We start from the raw sequence: 15,671 nt of genomic DNA on the forward strand, positions 1-15,671 counted from the left end.
GTCCCCGCGGTGCCCGACCCCTTGTTCCCCACGCTCGTCGCCGGTGCCGCGAAGGTTGCCTTGCGCTTCGGCGACCACGCCCTGACCTACGACGACCTCGCCGCCGTTGCCGGCGGTCTCGCCCGCGAGCTGCCACCCGGCCGGGTGGCGGTGTGGGCGACGCCGACCGTGCACACGAGCGTCGCGGTCGTCGCCGCGCTGCTCGCCGGGGTGCCGGCGGTGCCGCTGAACCCGAAGATCGGCGAGCGCGAGCTGGCCCACATCCTCGCCGACAGCGCACCGGCACTTGTCCTGGCCGAACCCGGCGTCGACCTGCCCGCCGGGCTGGCGGCCCTGCCGCGCCGCGACATCCCGCTCACCGGCGAGGCCGGTGCGCTCGCGGAAGAGCCGGACCCGGAGTCCCCCGCCCTGATCGTCTACACCTCGGGCACCACCGGTCCGCCGAAGGGTGTCGTGCTCCCCCGCCGTGCGCTCGCGACCACGCTGGATGCCTTGGAAGACGCCTGGGACTGGACGGCCGGCGACGTCCTCGTGCACGCGCTTCCCCTGTTCCACGTGCACGGCCTGATCCTCGGCATCCTCGGCCCGCTGCGCCGCGGCGGTTCGGTGCGCCACCTCGGCCGGTTTTCCACCGAGGGCGTCGCCCGCGAACTCTCGGCCGGCGCCACGATGCTGTTCGGCGTCCCGACGATGTACCACCGCATCGCGGGCGAGGTCGGTACCGACACCGCGCTGGCGGAGGCCCTCAAGGGCGCACGTCTGCTCGTTTCCGGGTCCGCGGCGCTGCCGGTGCACGACCACCAGCGGATCACCGGGGCGACCGGCCAGCAGGTCGTCGAGCGCTACGGCATGACCGAGACGCTGATGAACACCAGCGTGCGCGCGGACGGCGAGCGCAAGCCCGGCACGGTCGGCGTGCCGCTGCGCGGGGTGGAACTGCGGCTGGTCGGCGACGGGGGCGAAGTGATCGACGACGTCGGGACCGTCGGCGAGATCCAGGTCCGCGGCCCCAACCTGTTCACCGAGTACCTCAACCGCCCGGACGCGACCGCGGCCGCGTTCGTCGACGGCTGGTTCCGCACCGGCGACGTGGCGACGCGTGACGCCGACGGGTACGTGAAGATCGTCGGGCGCAAGGCGACCGACCTGATCAAGAGCGGCGGGTACAAGATCGGCGCGGGCGAGATCGAGAACGCGCTGCTCGAACACCCGCACGTCGCCGAGGCGGCCGTCACCGGCGAGCCGGACGACGACCTGGGTGAGCGGATCGTCGCGTGGATCGTGCCTTCCGGCGAGCCACCGGCCGCCGAGGAGCTCGCCGACCACGTCGCCAAGCTGCTCGCGCCGCACAAGCGCCCGCGGGTCGTCCGGTACCTGGACGCGTTGCCGCGCAACGACATGGGCAAGGTCATGAAGCGGGCGCTCGGTGCCTAGGCTGCCGGCGCGCGAGGTCGTCGGCGCGATCGCCGGTGACTTCACGGAGTTCCCGACCCCGCTGCGCGACGAGCCCGCCGACGGCCCCATCGGCTGGCCGGGCTACCGCGAAGCCCGCGCCGCCGCTTCGGAACGCACGGGCGAGAAGGAATCGGTCGTCTGCGGAACGGCGAAGATCGGCGACGTCGAAGCCGTGCTGGTCGCCTTCGAGTTCGGGTTCCTCGGCGGGTCGCTCGGGCAGCGGACCGGCGACCGGATCGAGGCGGCGTTCGCGCACGCCCGCGACGCGCGGCTGCCGGTGGTGTCGCTGATCGCGACCGGTGGCAGCCGCATGCAGCAGGGCATGCGTGCGTTGATGCAGCTGCAGCGGGTGGCGCGGGCGTCGGCGTTGACGCGGTCGGTGGGCATCCCGCAGATCTCGGTCCTGCGCGACCCGACGACCGGCGGCGGCTGGGCGACGCTCGGGGCGGGCGCCGACGTCATCCTCGCCCTGCCGGAAGCACAGGTCGGCTTCGCGGGCTCGCGCGTGCGCCCGGCCGGCTCGCCGGAGGCGTACACGGCCGAGGCGCACTTCGGCTGGGGTCAGATCGACGCCGTCGTGGCACCGGAGGCACTGGGCACAACGCTGGAACGGTGGCTGCGGCTGCTGACCGCACACTCGTCGGCGGCGGCCCCACCGCCTTCCGCGCTGCGGGCCGCTTCACTGCCTTCGACGGGCTGGGAGGCGGTTCAGGCGGCGCGGTCACCATCGCGCGCCCGGGCGGGCGAGTACCTCGACGCGTACTTCGACTGGCGGGAAGACGTCAGCGGCGACCGGGTGGGCGGCGCCGATCCCGGCGTCGCGTGCGGCTTCGGCTGGCGCGACGGGCGGACGATCGCGTACGCGGCCCAGTGCGGCACGCCGACCCTGCCCTCGGGCTTCCGCACGGCCGCGCGGCTGGTGCGGCTGGCGTCGCGGCTGGGCATCCCGGTGCTGACCCTGGTCGACACCCCGGGCGCGGCGAACGACGCGGCGGCGGAGCAGGCGGGCGCGGGCGGCGCGATCGCGGAGATGTTCGAGGCGGTCGCGACGGCATCGGTCCCGGTGACAACGCTGGTGATCGGCGAAGGCGGCTCGGGCGGAGCACTGGCGTTCGCGGCGGCGGGCTCGACGTGGGTGGCGCCGGACGCGTACTTCTCGGTGACATCCCCGGAAGCGGCGGCGGCGATCCTCAAGCGGCCGGCGTCGGAGGTGCCGGACATCGCCAATCAGCTGCACCTGCGGCCCCAGGACCTGGTGGACCTGGGCGTGGCGCGGGCGGTCGTGAGTGTCAAGGAGGGTTAGAACCCGCGTTACCACTCACGAGGTTCATCCATCCGTGGTTGGATCTCGCGATGGGGTATCAACTCAACAGGCGAGCGGCGTTCGGTTTGGGGACCGCTGTCGCCGCTGGAAGCATTCTGGCCGGCTCTCCCGCGTCCGCGCAGGAAGCGGACATCGAGGCCAGCCCGGCCACACCGGACCGGGCCAGGCAGAAGGTCAAGCGCGTCTACGACAACGCGGCCGCTGAGGCAGGCGGCACCTGGAACTCCTACATCAGCGTGGCCGACCAGGTGGCCGTCGACGTGGCGTCCGACGAGATCGTCGAGGCGTACAGCGTCAACAAGGTGGCCGTCGCGGTCACCTTGATGGACAAGATCGACCGTGGCCTGCTCACCCTGGACCAGCAGGTCCAGGTGCCGGCGAGCATCGTCGTGCCGGGTGGTGACGGCATCATCATCCTGGACAAGGCGTACCCGAGCGCGTTCACGCTGGGCCACGTCCTGTCGCTGTTCCTCACGGTTTCGGATGACACGTGCGTCCGGCTGGTGGGGCTCGTGGTTCCGGCGGCCGAGATCAACCAGATCCTGGTGACCAAGGGCTTCCCCAAGACCCAGGTCACGCCGGTGGCCAACCCGAACCGCTACTTCCTCGGCCAAACCACTCCGCGCGAGACCCACGACCTGCTGAAGGCGCTGGTCGCGGGCACGTTGCTGAGCCCGGCGTCGACGGATCACCTGCTGTCCATCCTGCGGTCGCAGGTGGCGTTCACCGACGGTGTCCGGCGTGAGATGTCGTCCGCCGATCGGGCGAGGATCGCCACGAAGGCGGGCTGGCTGAACGACGGCCGCAACGAGGCGGGAATCATGTTCGACGCCGCGGGCAAGCCGGTGTTGATCTACTCGATGTTCGCGCACGGCCAGGCGAACCCGGAGGACTTCGGGGCCACACACCCGGTCCGGCAGGCCACCGCGAAGATGGGGCCGAAGTTCCTGCGCGCGGTCGACAAGATCGCGGGCGCCGGCACCAAGGCCTTCCGGGCACCGGCCTACCAGCAGTACAACGGCGGCTGAGCGCGGCTACCGAGGGCAGCGACCACCGTGGGCACCCGGCGGTCGCTGCCCTCCGGCGGTCCGCCGCCGTGATCCGATCAGCTTGTTCGGCGCGGCGCGAATGACCTCGCCCTTCCCGAATGCGTTCCGGCTGGATCAGGTGATCCCGAGGCCGCGGCGGCGATCCTCGAGCGCCCGCCTTCGGAGGTGCCGGACATCGCCAACCAGCTGCACCTGCGGCCGCAGGACCCGGCGGACCTGGCGTGGCGTGGGCGGTGGTCAATCCTCCCGGCTGGCGACCAGCTGCTCCAGCCAGCGCACCACCTCGTTCTCGTCGTTGGTCGGCCCCTCTGCCCGCAGTTCTTGGATCCAGCTCTGCAGCCTCAGGCTGGGTACCTTCCCGGAGAAGAACAGCACCGGGCCGTCGTAGCCTTCGCGGCGGAAGCTCGCCAGATCGTCGATCCCCGCGTTGTCATCGGTGCCGCGCCGGAAGTCCGACAGCAGGGCGTCCGGACGATTCCGGACCAGCGCGTCCCGTGCCTCGGTCCAGCCCCTCGCGATGTCGACCCGGACGCCGCACTCGACGAGGTAGCCCGCCAGGTCGCGGTTGTTCGGAGGCTGGTCGTCGACCCAAAGGACGCGGAGGTCGCGCAGCGCCGGCCGGATCGGCTCGCCCACCGGGAGGCGAACGCGCGCCGATCGCCGGTTCGCCGCCAACGGGAAACTCTCCCGCAGCCCCGCCACCTGCTGGACCGCGACCAGCCCGCCGTCGGCCGTGATGGCCAGGTCCTCCGGCACCTGGGTCACCGCGAGCGGACGCCGTTGCAGCTGCTCCATCACGCTTTCCGTGGCCGGGCCGAAGCTCTCCAGCAAGGCCACGAAGTCCCGGTCGTCGACCAGGGCCGGAAACTCCGCCGGCAGCTGCCGCTCCAAGTCGTGCAGCTCGTCCGACCGGCCCTGCGGGGGCCGCAGCCCCTTCGAGCCGAACAGCGCCGCCCAGCCGGAAGTTGTCACCGCGCCACCCTCCTTGACTTCCTTGCGAAAGTCCCGGTACGCCAGGAACTCGGGGATCAGGCCGAGGTGACGGGGATTGCTCAGGAGGCGGTAGAACGCCGGGTAGAAGTGCTGGAGCATGATCACTTTGACCAGGTTCTCCAGACCGATCGCGTCCCAGGTCCGGTTGAGGTGGTACTCGAGCACGAAGCTGTTGATCAGCCGCTTGATCCGGCGTGGGTTGCGGCCGGAACGTTCGATGATCAGGTCTTTCAGCGGCTTGTCGAACAAACCGCTCGTTCCCGACCGGTAGAGGTAGCCGTCCACCAGCTGCAGAGCCTGGTCGGACGACGGCGCCGGAATGCGGTAGCTGATCTGGACGATCTTCTCCAGGTACTCCACCGCGGCCGCGGGGTCGCCGACGCCCGATGAGATCTGGACCGCTCGCCACAAAGCGCTTTGGTCGCAGGCCAGCACGAAGACGATCCCCGGCACGTCGAGGTAGAGCTTGATCGCTTCGCACACCTCGACAACACGTTCGCCCGCGCATCGATCCAGGTCGTCGACGAACACGACCAGCAGCCGGCCGCCGGCTTCGCCGCCCTTCGCCAGCCAGGCCCCGAACGCATCGCGCAGGACGCCTTTGATCTGGTTGCGAGCCTGCGCGTCCAAGGACATGCGCTGCCACATCTCGTCGACCACCCGGCCGAGACCGAAGAAGCTGGCAGCCACGAGCCCGAGTCCACGCAACGCACCGAGCAGGTGCGCGCGCTTCGACATCGACCGCAGGGCCCGCCGGATGACGTTGCGGTCGAAGCGGAGCAGCACCGACTTGATCAGACCTTCCAACGCGCTCGCCCGGCCCGAGGTCCACGCGTTGAACCACACGGTGGAAATCCCGGCCTCGGCGGCCAACGTCACGTCCAGCCGGTGCAGGAGGCTGCTCTTGCCCATGCCCCAGGCGGCGTCGATGGCCAAGGTGAAGGGCGCGGTGTTCCGTGACGCGACGATCAAGTCGGCGAGGGACCGTGCGACCTGCGTGATCTTGAGCAGGTCTTCGTCCGCGCCATCGCCCAGCGGCGCGTCGTTGAGCACAACGAAACGCCGTGCCCGGGTCACGGGCTGACCAGCTCCGGGACGCGGTCGGCCCAGGTGCCGTGCGGTTCGAGGGTGACCTCGCGGACGTCGTCCTCGCGGCGGTCCAGCCGCACCACCAGGTAGTCGTCCGACAGCCGCTCCGCCGAACCCTCGCCCCACTCGACGACGATCGCCGAGCGCTCGAGGTCCGTGTCGAGGTCCAGGTCGTCCAGCTGGGAAAGATCGCCGCCCAGGCGGTACGCGTCGACGTGCACCAGCGGCACCCCAAGAGTGCCCGCCGGGTGGACACGGGCCAGGACGAACGTCGGGCTGCTCACCCGGCCGCCCACGCCGAGGCCGTCCGCGATGCCGCGGGTCAGGGTCGTCTTGCCCGCCCCGAGCGGGCCGGCCAGGAGCACCAGGTCGCCCGCGCGCAGCACGCGGCCGAGCGCCCGCCCGAACTCCATCGTGTCGTCGGGGGTCGGGAACACCAAACTCAACGCTGCCACCACCAGGTTCGCCGGGACGAGGATTCGCCGTCCACACCGGAACAGCGTTGCAGGAGATCGATCAGATGGCTGTTCACCAGCTCGGACTGCTCGAGCTGGACCATGTGCCCGGCGCCGCGGACGCGCACCAGCTCCGCGTCGGGCAGCTCGGCCGCGATCCGCTCGGCGTGCGCGATCGGCGTGAACCGGTCCGAATCGCCGCCGATGACCAGCACTTCCGCGTGCTTCAGGCCGGCCAGCGCCGCGTAGCGGTTGTGGCTGCCGAGCGTGTCGATGAAGTTGACGAGCCCGCGCACCGGCGTCACTTCCAGCATCTCGAGCATGAAGTCGACGAGCCGCGGGGCGACGTCGCGGCTGCCGAACGCCAGCCGGCGCACCGCCTGCCGCGTCAGCTGGCCGCCCGCCGCGCGGACGAACTCCACCAACCCCGGCTGCCAGCCGGCGAGGCCGCCCGCGGCGCGTGTCAGCGGGTTGTACTTCGAGAGCAGGGAACGCGGTAACCCGCGTGCCCCGACTTCGCCCGCCGCCGTCGCGATGAACGCGACCCCGCACACGCGGTCTTCGAACAGCGAAGGGAACTCGGCGGCCAGCTCCATGATGACCATGCCGCCCATCGAGTGCCCCATCAGCACGATGGGCCCGTCCGGCACCACGGACCGCAGCACGCAGTCCAGGTCCCGCGCCAGCTGTTCGATGGTCGACGTCTCCGCGGAGGCCGCGCCGGACAGCCCGTGGCTGCGGTGGTCGTAGTACACCTGACGCACGCGCGGCAGCCGAAGCGACGCGAGGTCGCGACGCTGGAAATGCCAGCAGCGCCGCGAAAGCGCAAAACCGTGCACCCCCACGACGGTCAGTTCCGGTTCACCGCCGTCTTCCGGGTCGATCTCCTCGACCGAAAGCGGCGTGCCGTCCTCGGCCGCGACCGTCGAAGTGCGGTCCGGCTTCAGCTCCCCCAGCGGCTCGTCCATGTCCGGGTCCTCGTTGTGCCGCCGCTGCTGCGCGGCGACGGCGATGGCGGCGACGGTTCCGGTGGCCAGTGCCCCGACCCCGCCGGCGATGGCCAGCAGTCGTCGTGAAGGTGTCACGAGCGGTCCCCCAGATACCGGCGCCGCACCCGCGGCCGGTACATCGAGGTGACGATTTCGTAGTCGATGGTCCCCAGCTCGTCCGCCCATTCCCGGGCGGTCGGCTCGCCGTGCGCCCCGGCGCCGAACAGGACGACCTCGTCGCCGACGGCCGGTGCGTAATCGCCGCAGTCGACCACCAGCTGGTCCATGCAGATCCGCCCGGCGACCGGGCGCCGCTGCCCGCCGAGCAGGACGTCCATGCGGCCCGAAAGGGAACGCGGGACGCCGTCGGCATACCCGGCCGGGACGAGCGCCAGGTTCGTGTCCCGTGCAGCGGTCCAGGTGTGCCCGTAGGACACCGATTCCCCGGCTTCGATCCGCTTGACCAGGGCGACCGACGAGCGGAACGTCATGGCCGGGCGCAGGTCTTCGGGCTGCGGCACCGGGTTGAGCCCGTACACGGCGATGCCGGGCCGGACGACGTCGAAGTGCAGGTCCGGCCGGGTGAGCAGGGCCGCGGAGTTCGCGAGGTGCCGGATCGGGTCGAGCCCGGCGGCGCGGGCGGTGTCGTAGGCGTCGGCGAAGCGCTTGGCCTGCAGGTCGATCGAGGGGTGCCCGGGTTCGTCGGCGCACGCGAGGTGGGACCAGATCGCGACGACCTCGACCCGCGGTTCGGCGGCCGCCGCTTCGACCAGTGCGGCCCAGGCGGACGGCGGGCAGCCGTTGCGCGAGAGCCCGGTGTCGATTTTGAGGTGCACACGCGCTCGGGTACCCGCCTTGGCGGCATCCGCGATGCGGCGAAGCTCACCCAGCGAGCTGGCCGCGAGGTCGATGCCGGCCTCGATGCCCGGCGCGAAGTCGGTGTCGGGGGTGTCCAGCCAGCTGAACAGCCGGGTGGTGATCCCGGCCGCGCGAAGACCCAGGGCCTCGCCGAGCGAGCAGGTGCCCAGCCAGCTCGCCCCGGCCTCGACCGCGGCGCGCGCCACCGGCAGCGCGCCGTGGCCATAGGCGTCGGCCTTCACCACGGCCATCACCTCGGAGCCGGGCGCGCGGGCGCCCAGCAGGGTGAGGTTGTGGCGGATCGCGTCGAGGTCGATGTCGACCTGGGCGCGGGGGCGGTGCCCGTGGGAGGAACTGGAAGTCATGGCGACTTCCAGTTTCCCATGAGCCGAGGTCAGGGCAGGCGTGCCCCGGACGTGGCCGAGAACACGTGCAGCTCGTCCGGGCGGATCCGCAGGTGCAGCGTGTCCCCCATGGCCGGCGGCGTGCGCGGGTCGACCCGGACGACGACGTTGGGCCGGGTGTCGTCGGCGTCGGTCTGGGCGAGCTTGCCGTAGACGAAGGCGTCCGAGCCGAGCTCCTCGACCAGGTCCACCTTGATCGGCAGGGCGCCGTCCTCGTTCGTCACGACCTCGAGGGCCTCGGGCCGGAAGCCCAGGGTCACGGTGTCGCCGTCGGCCGCGGCGATGGTCTCGCGGGTCAGCGGCACGCGCGCGCCACCCACCTCCGCGCCGTCGGCCGTCAGCTTGGCGGTGGCGAGGTTCATCGCCGGCGAGCCGATGAAGCCGGCGACAAAAGCGTTGGCGGGCCGGTCGTACAGCGCGCGCGGGGTGTCGCACTGCTGCAGCAGGCCGTCCGACAGCACCGCGACGCGGTCACCCATCGTCATGGCCTCGACCTGGTCGTGCGTGACGTAAACCGTCGTGACGCCGAGGCGGCGCTGGAGCGCGGCGATCTGCGTACGCGTCGACACGCGCAGCTTGGCGTCGAGGTTCGACAGCGGCTCGTCCATGAGGAAGACCTGCGGCTCGCGGACGATCGCGCGGCCCATCGCGACGCGCTGGCGCTGACCACCGGAGAGCGCCTTCGGCTTGCGGTCGAGGTAGTCCACGATGTCGAGCAGCTTCGCCGCCTCCAACACCTTCTGCTTGATCTCGGACGCGGGGCGGCCGGCGATCTTCAGCGCGAAGCCCATGTTCTGCGCGACCGTCATGTGCGGGTACAGCGCGTAGTTCTGGAACACCATCGCGATGTCCCGCGAGCGCGGCGGCAGCTGGGTCACGTCGCGGTCGCCGATCCAGACGGCGCCGTCGTCGATGTCCTCGAGGCCGGCGAGCATGCGCAGGCTGGTCGACTTGCCGCAGCCGGACGGGCCGACCAGCACCAGGAACTCGCCGTCGGCGATCTCCAGGTCCAGCGCGTCGACCGCGGGGCGCTCCGAACCGGCGTAGCGCCGGGTCGCCTTGTCGTAGGTGATGGAAGCCATCGGTCAGTCCTCTCCGAGATTCCGCCGGACCCCGTAAGCCGCTTCGCGGGCTTCGAGGTGGCGCTGCTGGATCCGGTGGCCCTCGGCGCGCTGCGCCTCGGTCGGCTCGTCCAGCTCGAGCCGGAGTTTGCGGTTCTTCTGCCAGGACGGGGGTTCCGCACTGGACGCCAGGGCCCACGCCGCCTGCCGCGCCGCACCGAGCGCGACGTATTCGGCGACTTCGGGCAGCTGCACGGGCACGCCGAACACCAGCGGCGCGACCGCGCCGACGGCACGCGACTGCGCACCACCGCCGATCAGCAGCACGCGCTGGACGTCGAGGCCGTGCGCGCGCACCGCGTCGAGGCCGGCGGCCAAGCCGCAGAGCATGCCTTCGACGGCGCTGCGCGCGAGGTTCTCCGGGGTCATGTTGTCCCGGGTCAGGCCGGTCAGCGAGCCGGTGGCGCCGGGCAGGTTCGGAGTGCGCTCGCCGTCCAGGTACGGCAGGAACGTCAGCCCGCCGGCCCCGGGTCCGGCGGCGAGCGCGAGGCGGTCGAACTCGCTCAGCGTCGCGCCGAGCATCGACGCCGTCGCGGTGAGGACGCGGGCGGCGTTGAGGGTGCAGGCGAGCGGCAGGAAGCGGCCGGTGGCGTCGGCGAACCCGGCGACTTCGCCGCTGGCGTCGGCCGCGCCGGTCTCGGCCACGCCGAACACCGTGCCGCTGGTCCCGAGCGACACGACGACGTCACCGGGCTGCAGTTCGAGCCCCAGCGCGGCGGCCATGTTGTCGCCGGTCCCGGCCGAGACGAGCACGCCGTCCGGGGTGTGGCCGGCGGCGTCGGCCGGGCCCAGCACGGTCGGCAGCTCCGGTGTCCGGCCGCCGAAGGCGTGGCTCAGGACATCGAGGCGGTAGGCGTTGTCGGACGGCGAGAAGTAGCCGGTGCCGGACGCGTCGCCGCGGTCGGTGACCGGGTCGCCGCCGGTGAGCTTCCAGGTCAGCCAGTCGTGCGGGAGCAGCACGCGGGTCACGCGGTCGGCGAGCTCGGGCTCGTGCTCGGCCAGCCACCGCAGCTTCGTGACGGTGAAGCTGGCGACCGGCACCGAGCCGACGGACTTCGCCCAGGCCGACGGCCCGCCGAGCTCGTCGACGAGGTCGAGCGCCGCCTGCGCGGAGCGGGTGTCGTTCCAGAGCAGCGCGGGCCGCACCACGTCGTTGTTTTCATCCAGCGTGACCATGCCGTGCTGCTGACCGCCGACGCCGATGGCCTTGACGCCGTCGAGGACGCCGTTCGTCGCCTCCTGGAAGGCATCCCACCAGGCGGCGGGGGCGACCTCGGTGCCGTCGGGGTGCGGCGCGCGGCCGGTGCGGACGATCTCGCCGGTTTCTGCGTCGCACACGACGACCTTGGTCGACTGGGTGGACGAGTCGATGCCGGCGACCAGTTCAGCTGTCATAGGGCTGCCCCTCTGCGACGTGTTCGACGATCTCGATCGCGGTCCCCGCGTTCAGCGCGGCCTCGATCTCCTCGGTGGGCGTGGCTTGGCCCGTGATCAGCAGGTCGTAGTCGCCGACGTCGCCGTGCGCGTAGGTGGCGGTGCGGCCGAATTTCGAGTGGTCGACGACGAGGACGCTCTGGTTCGCGACCTTCAGCGCGGCCTTCTTGAGCTCGGCGTAGTCGCGGTCGGGGTGGAAGAGCCGCCCGACGGCGACCGCGGTGACCGACACGAAGGAGACGTCGGCGCGGATCGAGTCGAGCAGGTTCAGCACCTCGGGACCGGCGCAGGAGTCGTACTCGGGGGAATACCGGCCGCCGGCGAGCACGACGTCGTTCTTCGGGCCGAGCAGCCGCGCGGCGTGCAGCGAGTTGGTGACGACGGTCAGCGCGTCGATCTCGGCCAGCCGCTTGACCAGCGGGAGGAGCGTCGTGGAGTCGTCGACGAAGACGGTCTGGCCGGGCTGGACGTGGTTCGCGGCCGCGTCGCCGAGGGCTTCTTTTTCGCCGTGGTGGAGGGTGTCGCGGAAGCGGGCGGCGGTCTCGATGGTGAGCGCCGGGTAGGCCTCGACCTTGCCGCGCAGCTTGCGCAGGAGCCGGCGTTCGGCCAGGTCGTCGAGGTCGCGGTGCATGGTCATCAGGCTGACCTTGAAGCGGGCGGTGAGGTCGTCGATCCGGGCCTCGCCGTGCTCGATGACGTGGTCGAGGATGTCCTGCCGCCGCTGCTCGACAACGGCGTCGGACGGCCGGGTCTTCCGGTCTCCGGATGCTCCTGTGCCGCCGCTCACACGGCATTCTTACCAGATCTAAGACGCGAAGTTAACAGGAAACTCGATAACTCTGCCCGCGTCGCCAGTGCGAGCTTTCACGTGAAAGCTATCCGGAGCGCGTACCTCCGGAACACTTTCGTAGGGAAAGTGACGATCAGGGGGTGAGGGAACGGAGGGAGCGGATGGCCTCCGGGATCGCGTGGACCAGGCCGGATGCCGAGGTCGGGGCGTTCTGGGCCGCGATCGCGCCCGCCAGGGAGTGCACGTGGGCGGCGGCCGCCGCGGCCAGCCAGGGGTCCAGGCGGGCCGCCAGGAGGGCGCCGATCAGGCCCGAGAGGACGTCGCCCGAGCCCGCCGTCGCCAGCCAGGCGCCGCGCGGGGTGTTCACCGCGACGCGGCCGTCCGGGGCCGCGACCACCGTGACGTGGCCCTTCAGCAGCACCACCGCGTCGTACTTCTTCGCCGCTTCGCGCGCTGCCGTCACGCGATCGGGGCCCGGGGCGCGGCCCATCAGGCGCTCGTACTCGCCCGCGTGCGGGGTCAGGACCAGGGGTGTGTCCGGATCGCGTGCGTCGAGGACGTCCGGGGACTTGGCGATGATCGTCGTCGCGTCGGCGTCCGCGCAGACCGGGACGCCCTGGCCGAGGACGTACCGCAGCACCTCGCGGCCGTCGGAGCCGGTGCCGATGCCGGGCCCGACCGCCCACGCCTGGACGCGCCCGGCGTCCGCGACCGTGCCCGTCGCGATGATCTCCGGCCACTGCGAGCGGACGACGTCGGCCGCGTGGCCCGCGTAGCGCACCATGCCGGCCGTCGCGCGCACCGCCGACCCCGCCGCGAGCACCGCGGCGCCCGGGTACGTCGCCGAGCCCGCCGCGATGCCGACGACACCCTGGCTGTACTTGTCGTCCTCCGGTCCCGGCACCGGCCAGGCCGCGGCGACGTCGACGATGTCCAGGCGCTGCAGGTCCGGGTCCGCCAGCTCGAGACCGATGTCGACCAGCACGACCTCGCCGCACCACGACGGCGCCAGCGCGTGCACCGGCTTGAGCGCGCCGAACGTGACGGTGCGGGTGGCGTTGACCGCGGGCCCGTCGACCGCGCCGGTGTCCGGGTCGACGCCGCTGGGCAGGTCGACCGCGACGATCGGCGCCTCGACCAGCTCCACCAGCCGGGCGGCGTCGGGCCGCAGCGGGCCGCGGCCGGAGATGCCGACGATCCCGTCGACCACGACGTCGGCTTTCGCGATCCACTGTGGACCGTCCGCGGCGGACACCGCCCGGCCCCCGGCCCGCTTCAGCGCTTCGAGCCCGGCGGAGTGCGCCTTCTCGGGCTTGAGCAGGATCGCCGTGACGGCCACCCCGCGCCGGCGCAGGAACGCCCCGGCCCACAGCGCGTCGCCACCGTTGTCGCCCGAGCCGACCAGGAGCACGACCCGGCGGCCGGACACGCCGCCGGTGTGGTCTTCGAGCAGGTCCGCGATCTGCACCGCGAGCCCGAAGGACGCCCGGCGCATCAGCTCACCGTCGGGCGTGACGGCGAACGCCCGCCCCTCCGCCTCGCGAATCCGTTCCGTGGTCCAGATTCCCTGCACGGCGAAGGCCTCCCGCTACTCGACAGTCACGGACTTCGCCAGGTTACGCGGCTTGTCGACGTCGTACCCGCGGGCGCGGGCGATCTCCGCGGCCAGCACCTGCAGCGGCACCGTGGACACCAGCGGCTGCAGCAGCGTCGGCACCGCGGGGACCTCGATCAGCTCGTCGGCGAACGGCCGGACCGTCTCGTCACCCTCTTCGGCGATCACGATCGTGCGGGCACCGCGCGCCTGGATCTCGCTGATGTTCGACACGAGCTTCGAGTGCAGCACCGCGCGGCCCTTGGGCGACGGCATCACGACGACGACCGGCAGGCCGTCCTCGATCAGCGCGATCGGCCCGTGCTTGAGCTCGCCGGCGGCGAAGCCCTCGGCGTGCATGTACGCGAGTTCCTTGAGCTTCAGCGCGCCTTCGAGGGCGACCGGGAAGCCGACGTGGCGGCCGAGGAAGAGGATGGCCTTCGAGTCCGCGATCCGGCGGCCGAGATCCCGCACCTGCTCCACAGTGGACAGTACCTTCTGGACTGCCGCGGGCATGGCCTCGAGCTCGGCGAACTCGCGCGCGACCTCGTCCGGGTACTTCGTGCCCCGGGCCTGCGCCAGCGCCAGGCCGACGAGGTAGTTGGCCGCGATCTGGGCGAGGAACGCCTTGGTCGAGGCGACCCCGATCTCCGGCCCGGCGTGGGTGTAGAGGACGGCGTCGGACTCGCGCGGGATCTGCGCGCCGTTGGTGTTGCAGACGGCGAGGACGCGCGCCTTCTGCTCGCGCGCGTGCCGGACGGCTTCGAGCGTGTCCGCCGTCTCACCGGACTGGCTCACGGCGACGACCAGCGTGTCGCGGTCGAGGACCGGGTCGCGGTAGCGGAACTCCGAGGCCAGCTCGACCTCGACCGGCAGCCGCGTCCAGTGCTCGATCGCGTACTTGGCGACCAGGCCGGAGTGGTAGGCCGACCCGCAGGCGACGACGAAGACCTTGTCGACGTCACGCAGGTCCTGGTCGGAGATGCGCTGCTCGTCGAGGATGATCCGGCCGGACTCGAAGTGCCCGCGCAGTGTGTTGGCCAGCGCTTCGGGCTGCTCCTCGATCTCCTTGAGCATGAAGTACTCGTGGCCGCCCTTCTCGGCGGCGCTGAGGTCCCAGTCCACGGTGAACGGCTTCGCCTGGGCGGCGTCGCCGTGGAAGTCCAGGACGTCGTAGCCCTCGCGGGTGATGACGACGAGCTGGTCCTGCCCGAGCTCGACGGCCTCGCGGGTGTGCTCGATGAAGGCGGCGACGTCGGAGGCGACGAAGTGCTCGCCCTCGCCGACCCCGACGACCAGCGGCGACGACCGGCGGGCAGCCACGATGGTGTCCGGGTGGTCGGCGTGCGTCACGACCAGGGTGAACGCGCCTTCGAGGCGGCGGCAGACAGCGGCGACGCTGGCCGTGAGGTCGCCCTTGGTGTCGCCTTCGGTGTACGTCCGCGCGATGAGGTGAGCGGCGGTCTCGCTGTCGGTGTCGCTGGCCATCTCGACGCCGTCGGCTTCCAGCTCGCCGCGGAGGGCGGCGAAGTTTTCGATGATGCCGTTGTGCACGACGGCGACCCGCTGCGAGGCGTCCCGGTGCGGGTGCGAGTTGCGGTCGACCGGCGCGCCGTGGGTGGCCCAGCGGGTGTGCCCCATGCCGGCGGTGCCGCCGAAGTGCTCGCGGCCGACTTCGTCGAGCCGGCCTTCCAGGTTGGCCAGCCGGCCCGCCTTGCGCTCGACGGTCAGCGCACCGGCGCCGTCGAGGACCGCAACACCGGCGGAGTCGTAACCGCGGTACTCCATGCGCCGGAGCCCGCCGAGGACGACGTCCAGAGCCGGGCGGTGCCCGACATATCCCACGATTCCACACACGCGCACCAGCCTAACGAGGGACATTCAGCGGGCCGACGGGGTCCGCGAACCGCCCCTCACCTGCGGAGACGCGCCCCCGGTGGTTCGAACCACTGGGGTACACCTGGGCAGCCGGCTCGCGACGGTCACCTCGAGCGCCCCAATGGGGTTGTTTCATCGTGGTTGTGGCTGGTGAGGGTGGTGTGTGTGTGTGGGTTGTTGTGGTTGTGGGGGAGGAAGTGGCGTCGGGACTCGGCGTGGTGGTCTGGGCATGGGTGAA

Annotated in this window: 12 protein-coding genes; 3 read left to right on the plus strand and 9 right to left on the minus strand. The window is 71.8% G+C overall.

All coding sequences use genetic code 11. The features are described from left to right. Window positions 1–9: 9 nt before the first annotated feature. From Q5425_RS13945 to Q5425_RS13955, 3 genes are all read left to right on the plus strand, one after another. Window positions 10–1,434 carry an acyl-CoA synthetase gene (locus Q5425_RS13945; RefSeq protein ID WP_308672620.1) on the plus strand — a complete coding sequence of 475 codons (1,425 nt, stop codon included), beginning with the start codon at window positions 10–12 and terminating at the stop codon, window positions 1,432–1,434. Next, window positions 1,427–2,758 carry a carboxyl transferase domain-containing protein gene (locus Q5425_RS13950; protein WP_308672621.1) on the plus strand — a complete coding sequence of 444 codons (1,332 nt, stop codon included), beginning with the start codon at window positions 1,427–1,429 and terminating at the stop codon, window positions 2,756–2,758. Before Q5425_RS13945 ends, Q5425_RS13950 begins: the two co-directional genes overlap by 8 nt. 86 nt (window positions 2,759–2,844) lie before the next feature. Then, on the plus strand, window positions 2,845–3,807 hold the full coding sequence (locus tag Q5425_RS13955; protein ID WP_308672622.1) for a serine hydrolase: 963 nt from the start codon (window positions 2,845–2,847) through the stop codon (window positions 3,805–3,807). 258 nt (window positions 3,808–4,065) lie between these two features. On the opposite strand, the gene Q5425_RS13960 is transcribed toward Q5425_RS13955, so the two are convergent. The 9 genes from Q5425_RS13960 to glmS form a co-directional block, all read right to left on the minus strand. Continuing rightward, window positions 4,066–5,898: a P-loop NTPase fold protein gene (locus tag Q5425_RS13960; RefSeq protein ID WP_308672623.1), complete on the minus strand. Its 1,833-nt coding sequence runs from the start codon at window positions 5,896–5,898 to the stop codon at window positions 4,066–4,068. After that, the gene (gene tsaE, locus Q5425_RS13965; protein ID WP_308672624.1) at window positions 5,895–6,356 is read right to left on the minus strand and encodes a tRNA (adenosine(37)-N6)-threonylcarbamoyltransferase complex ATPase subunit type 1 TsaE; all 462 of its coding nucleotides are present in this window, start codon (window positions 6,354–6,356) and stop codon (window positions 5,895–5,897) included. The genes Q5425_RS13960 and tsaE overlap by 4 nt, the downstream gene beginning before the upstream one ends. Further along, a complete protein-coding gene (locus tag Q5425_RS13970; protein ID WP_308672625.1) occupies window positions 6,353–7,450 on the minus strand; it encodes an alpha/beta hydrolase in 1,098 nt (365 codons plus the stop codon). The genes tsaE and Q5425_RS13970 overlap by 4 nt, the downstream gene beginning before the upstream one ends. Next, window positions 7,447–8,577 (minus strand): alanine racemase, encoded by a 1,131-nt coding sequence (alr, locus tag Q5425_RS13975; RefSeq protein WP_308672626.1) that lies wholly within the window; start codon window positions 8,575–8,577, stop codon window positions 7,447–7,449. The genes Q5425_RS13970 and alr overlap by 4 nt, the downstream gene beginning before the upstream one ends. Before the next feature lie 29 nt (window positions 8,578–8,606). Continuing rightward, window positions 8,607–9,698, minus strand: coding sequence for a sn-glycerol-3-phosphate ABC transporter ATP-binding protein UgpC (locus tag Q5425_RS13980; protein ID WP_308672627.1), 1,092 nt, complete (start codon window positions 9,696–9,698; stop codon window positions 8,607–8,609). A gap of 3 nt (window positions 9,699–9,701) precedes the next feature. After that, a complete protein-coding gene (gene xylB / locus Q5425_RS13985; protein WP_308672628.1) occupies window positions 9,702–11,132 on the minus strand; it encodes a xylulokinase in 1,431 nt (476 codons plus the stop codon). Continuing rightward, a complete protein-coding gene (locus tag Q5425_RS13990) occupies window positions 11,122–11,958 on the minus strand; it encodes a DeoR/GlpR family DNA-binding transcription regulator (RefSeq protein WP_308672629.1) in 837 nt (278 codons plus the stop codon). The genes xylB and Q5425_RS13990 overlap by 11 nt, the downstream gene beginning before the upstream one ends. Window positions 11,959–12,094: 136 nt before the next feature. Then, complete coding sequence (locus Q5425_RS13995; RefSeq protein WP_308672630.1) at window positions 12,095–13,534, minus strand: NAD(P)H-hydrate dehydratase; 1,440 nt, start codon at window positions 13,532–13,534, stop codon at window positions 12,095–12,097. A gap of 15 nt (window positions 13,535–13,549) precedes the next feature. Beyond that, complete coding sequence (gene glmS / locus Q5425_RS14000) at window positions 13,550–15,412, minus strand: glutamine--fructose-6-phosphate transaminase (isomerizing) (RefSeq protein ID WP_308672631.1); 1,863 nt, start codon at window positions 15,410–15,412, stop codon at window positions 13,550–13,552. Window positions 15,413–15,671 lie beyond the last annotated feature (259 nt).

It is taken from the genome of Amycolatopsis sp. A133 (assembly GCF_031082405.1).
Lineage (GTDB): Bacteria > Actinomycetota > Actinomycetes > Mycobacteriales > Pseudonocardiaceae > Amycolatopsis.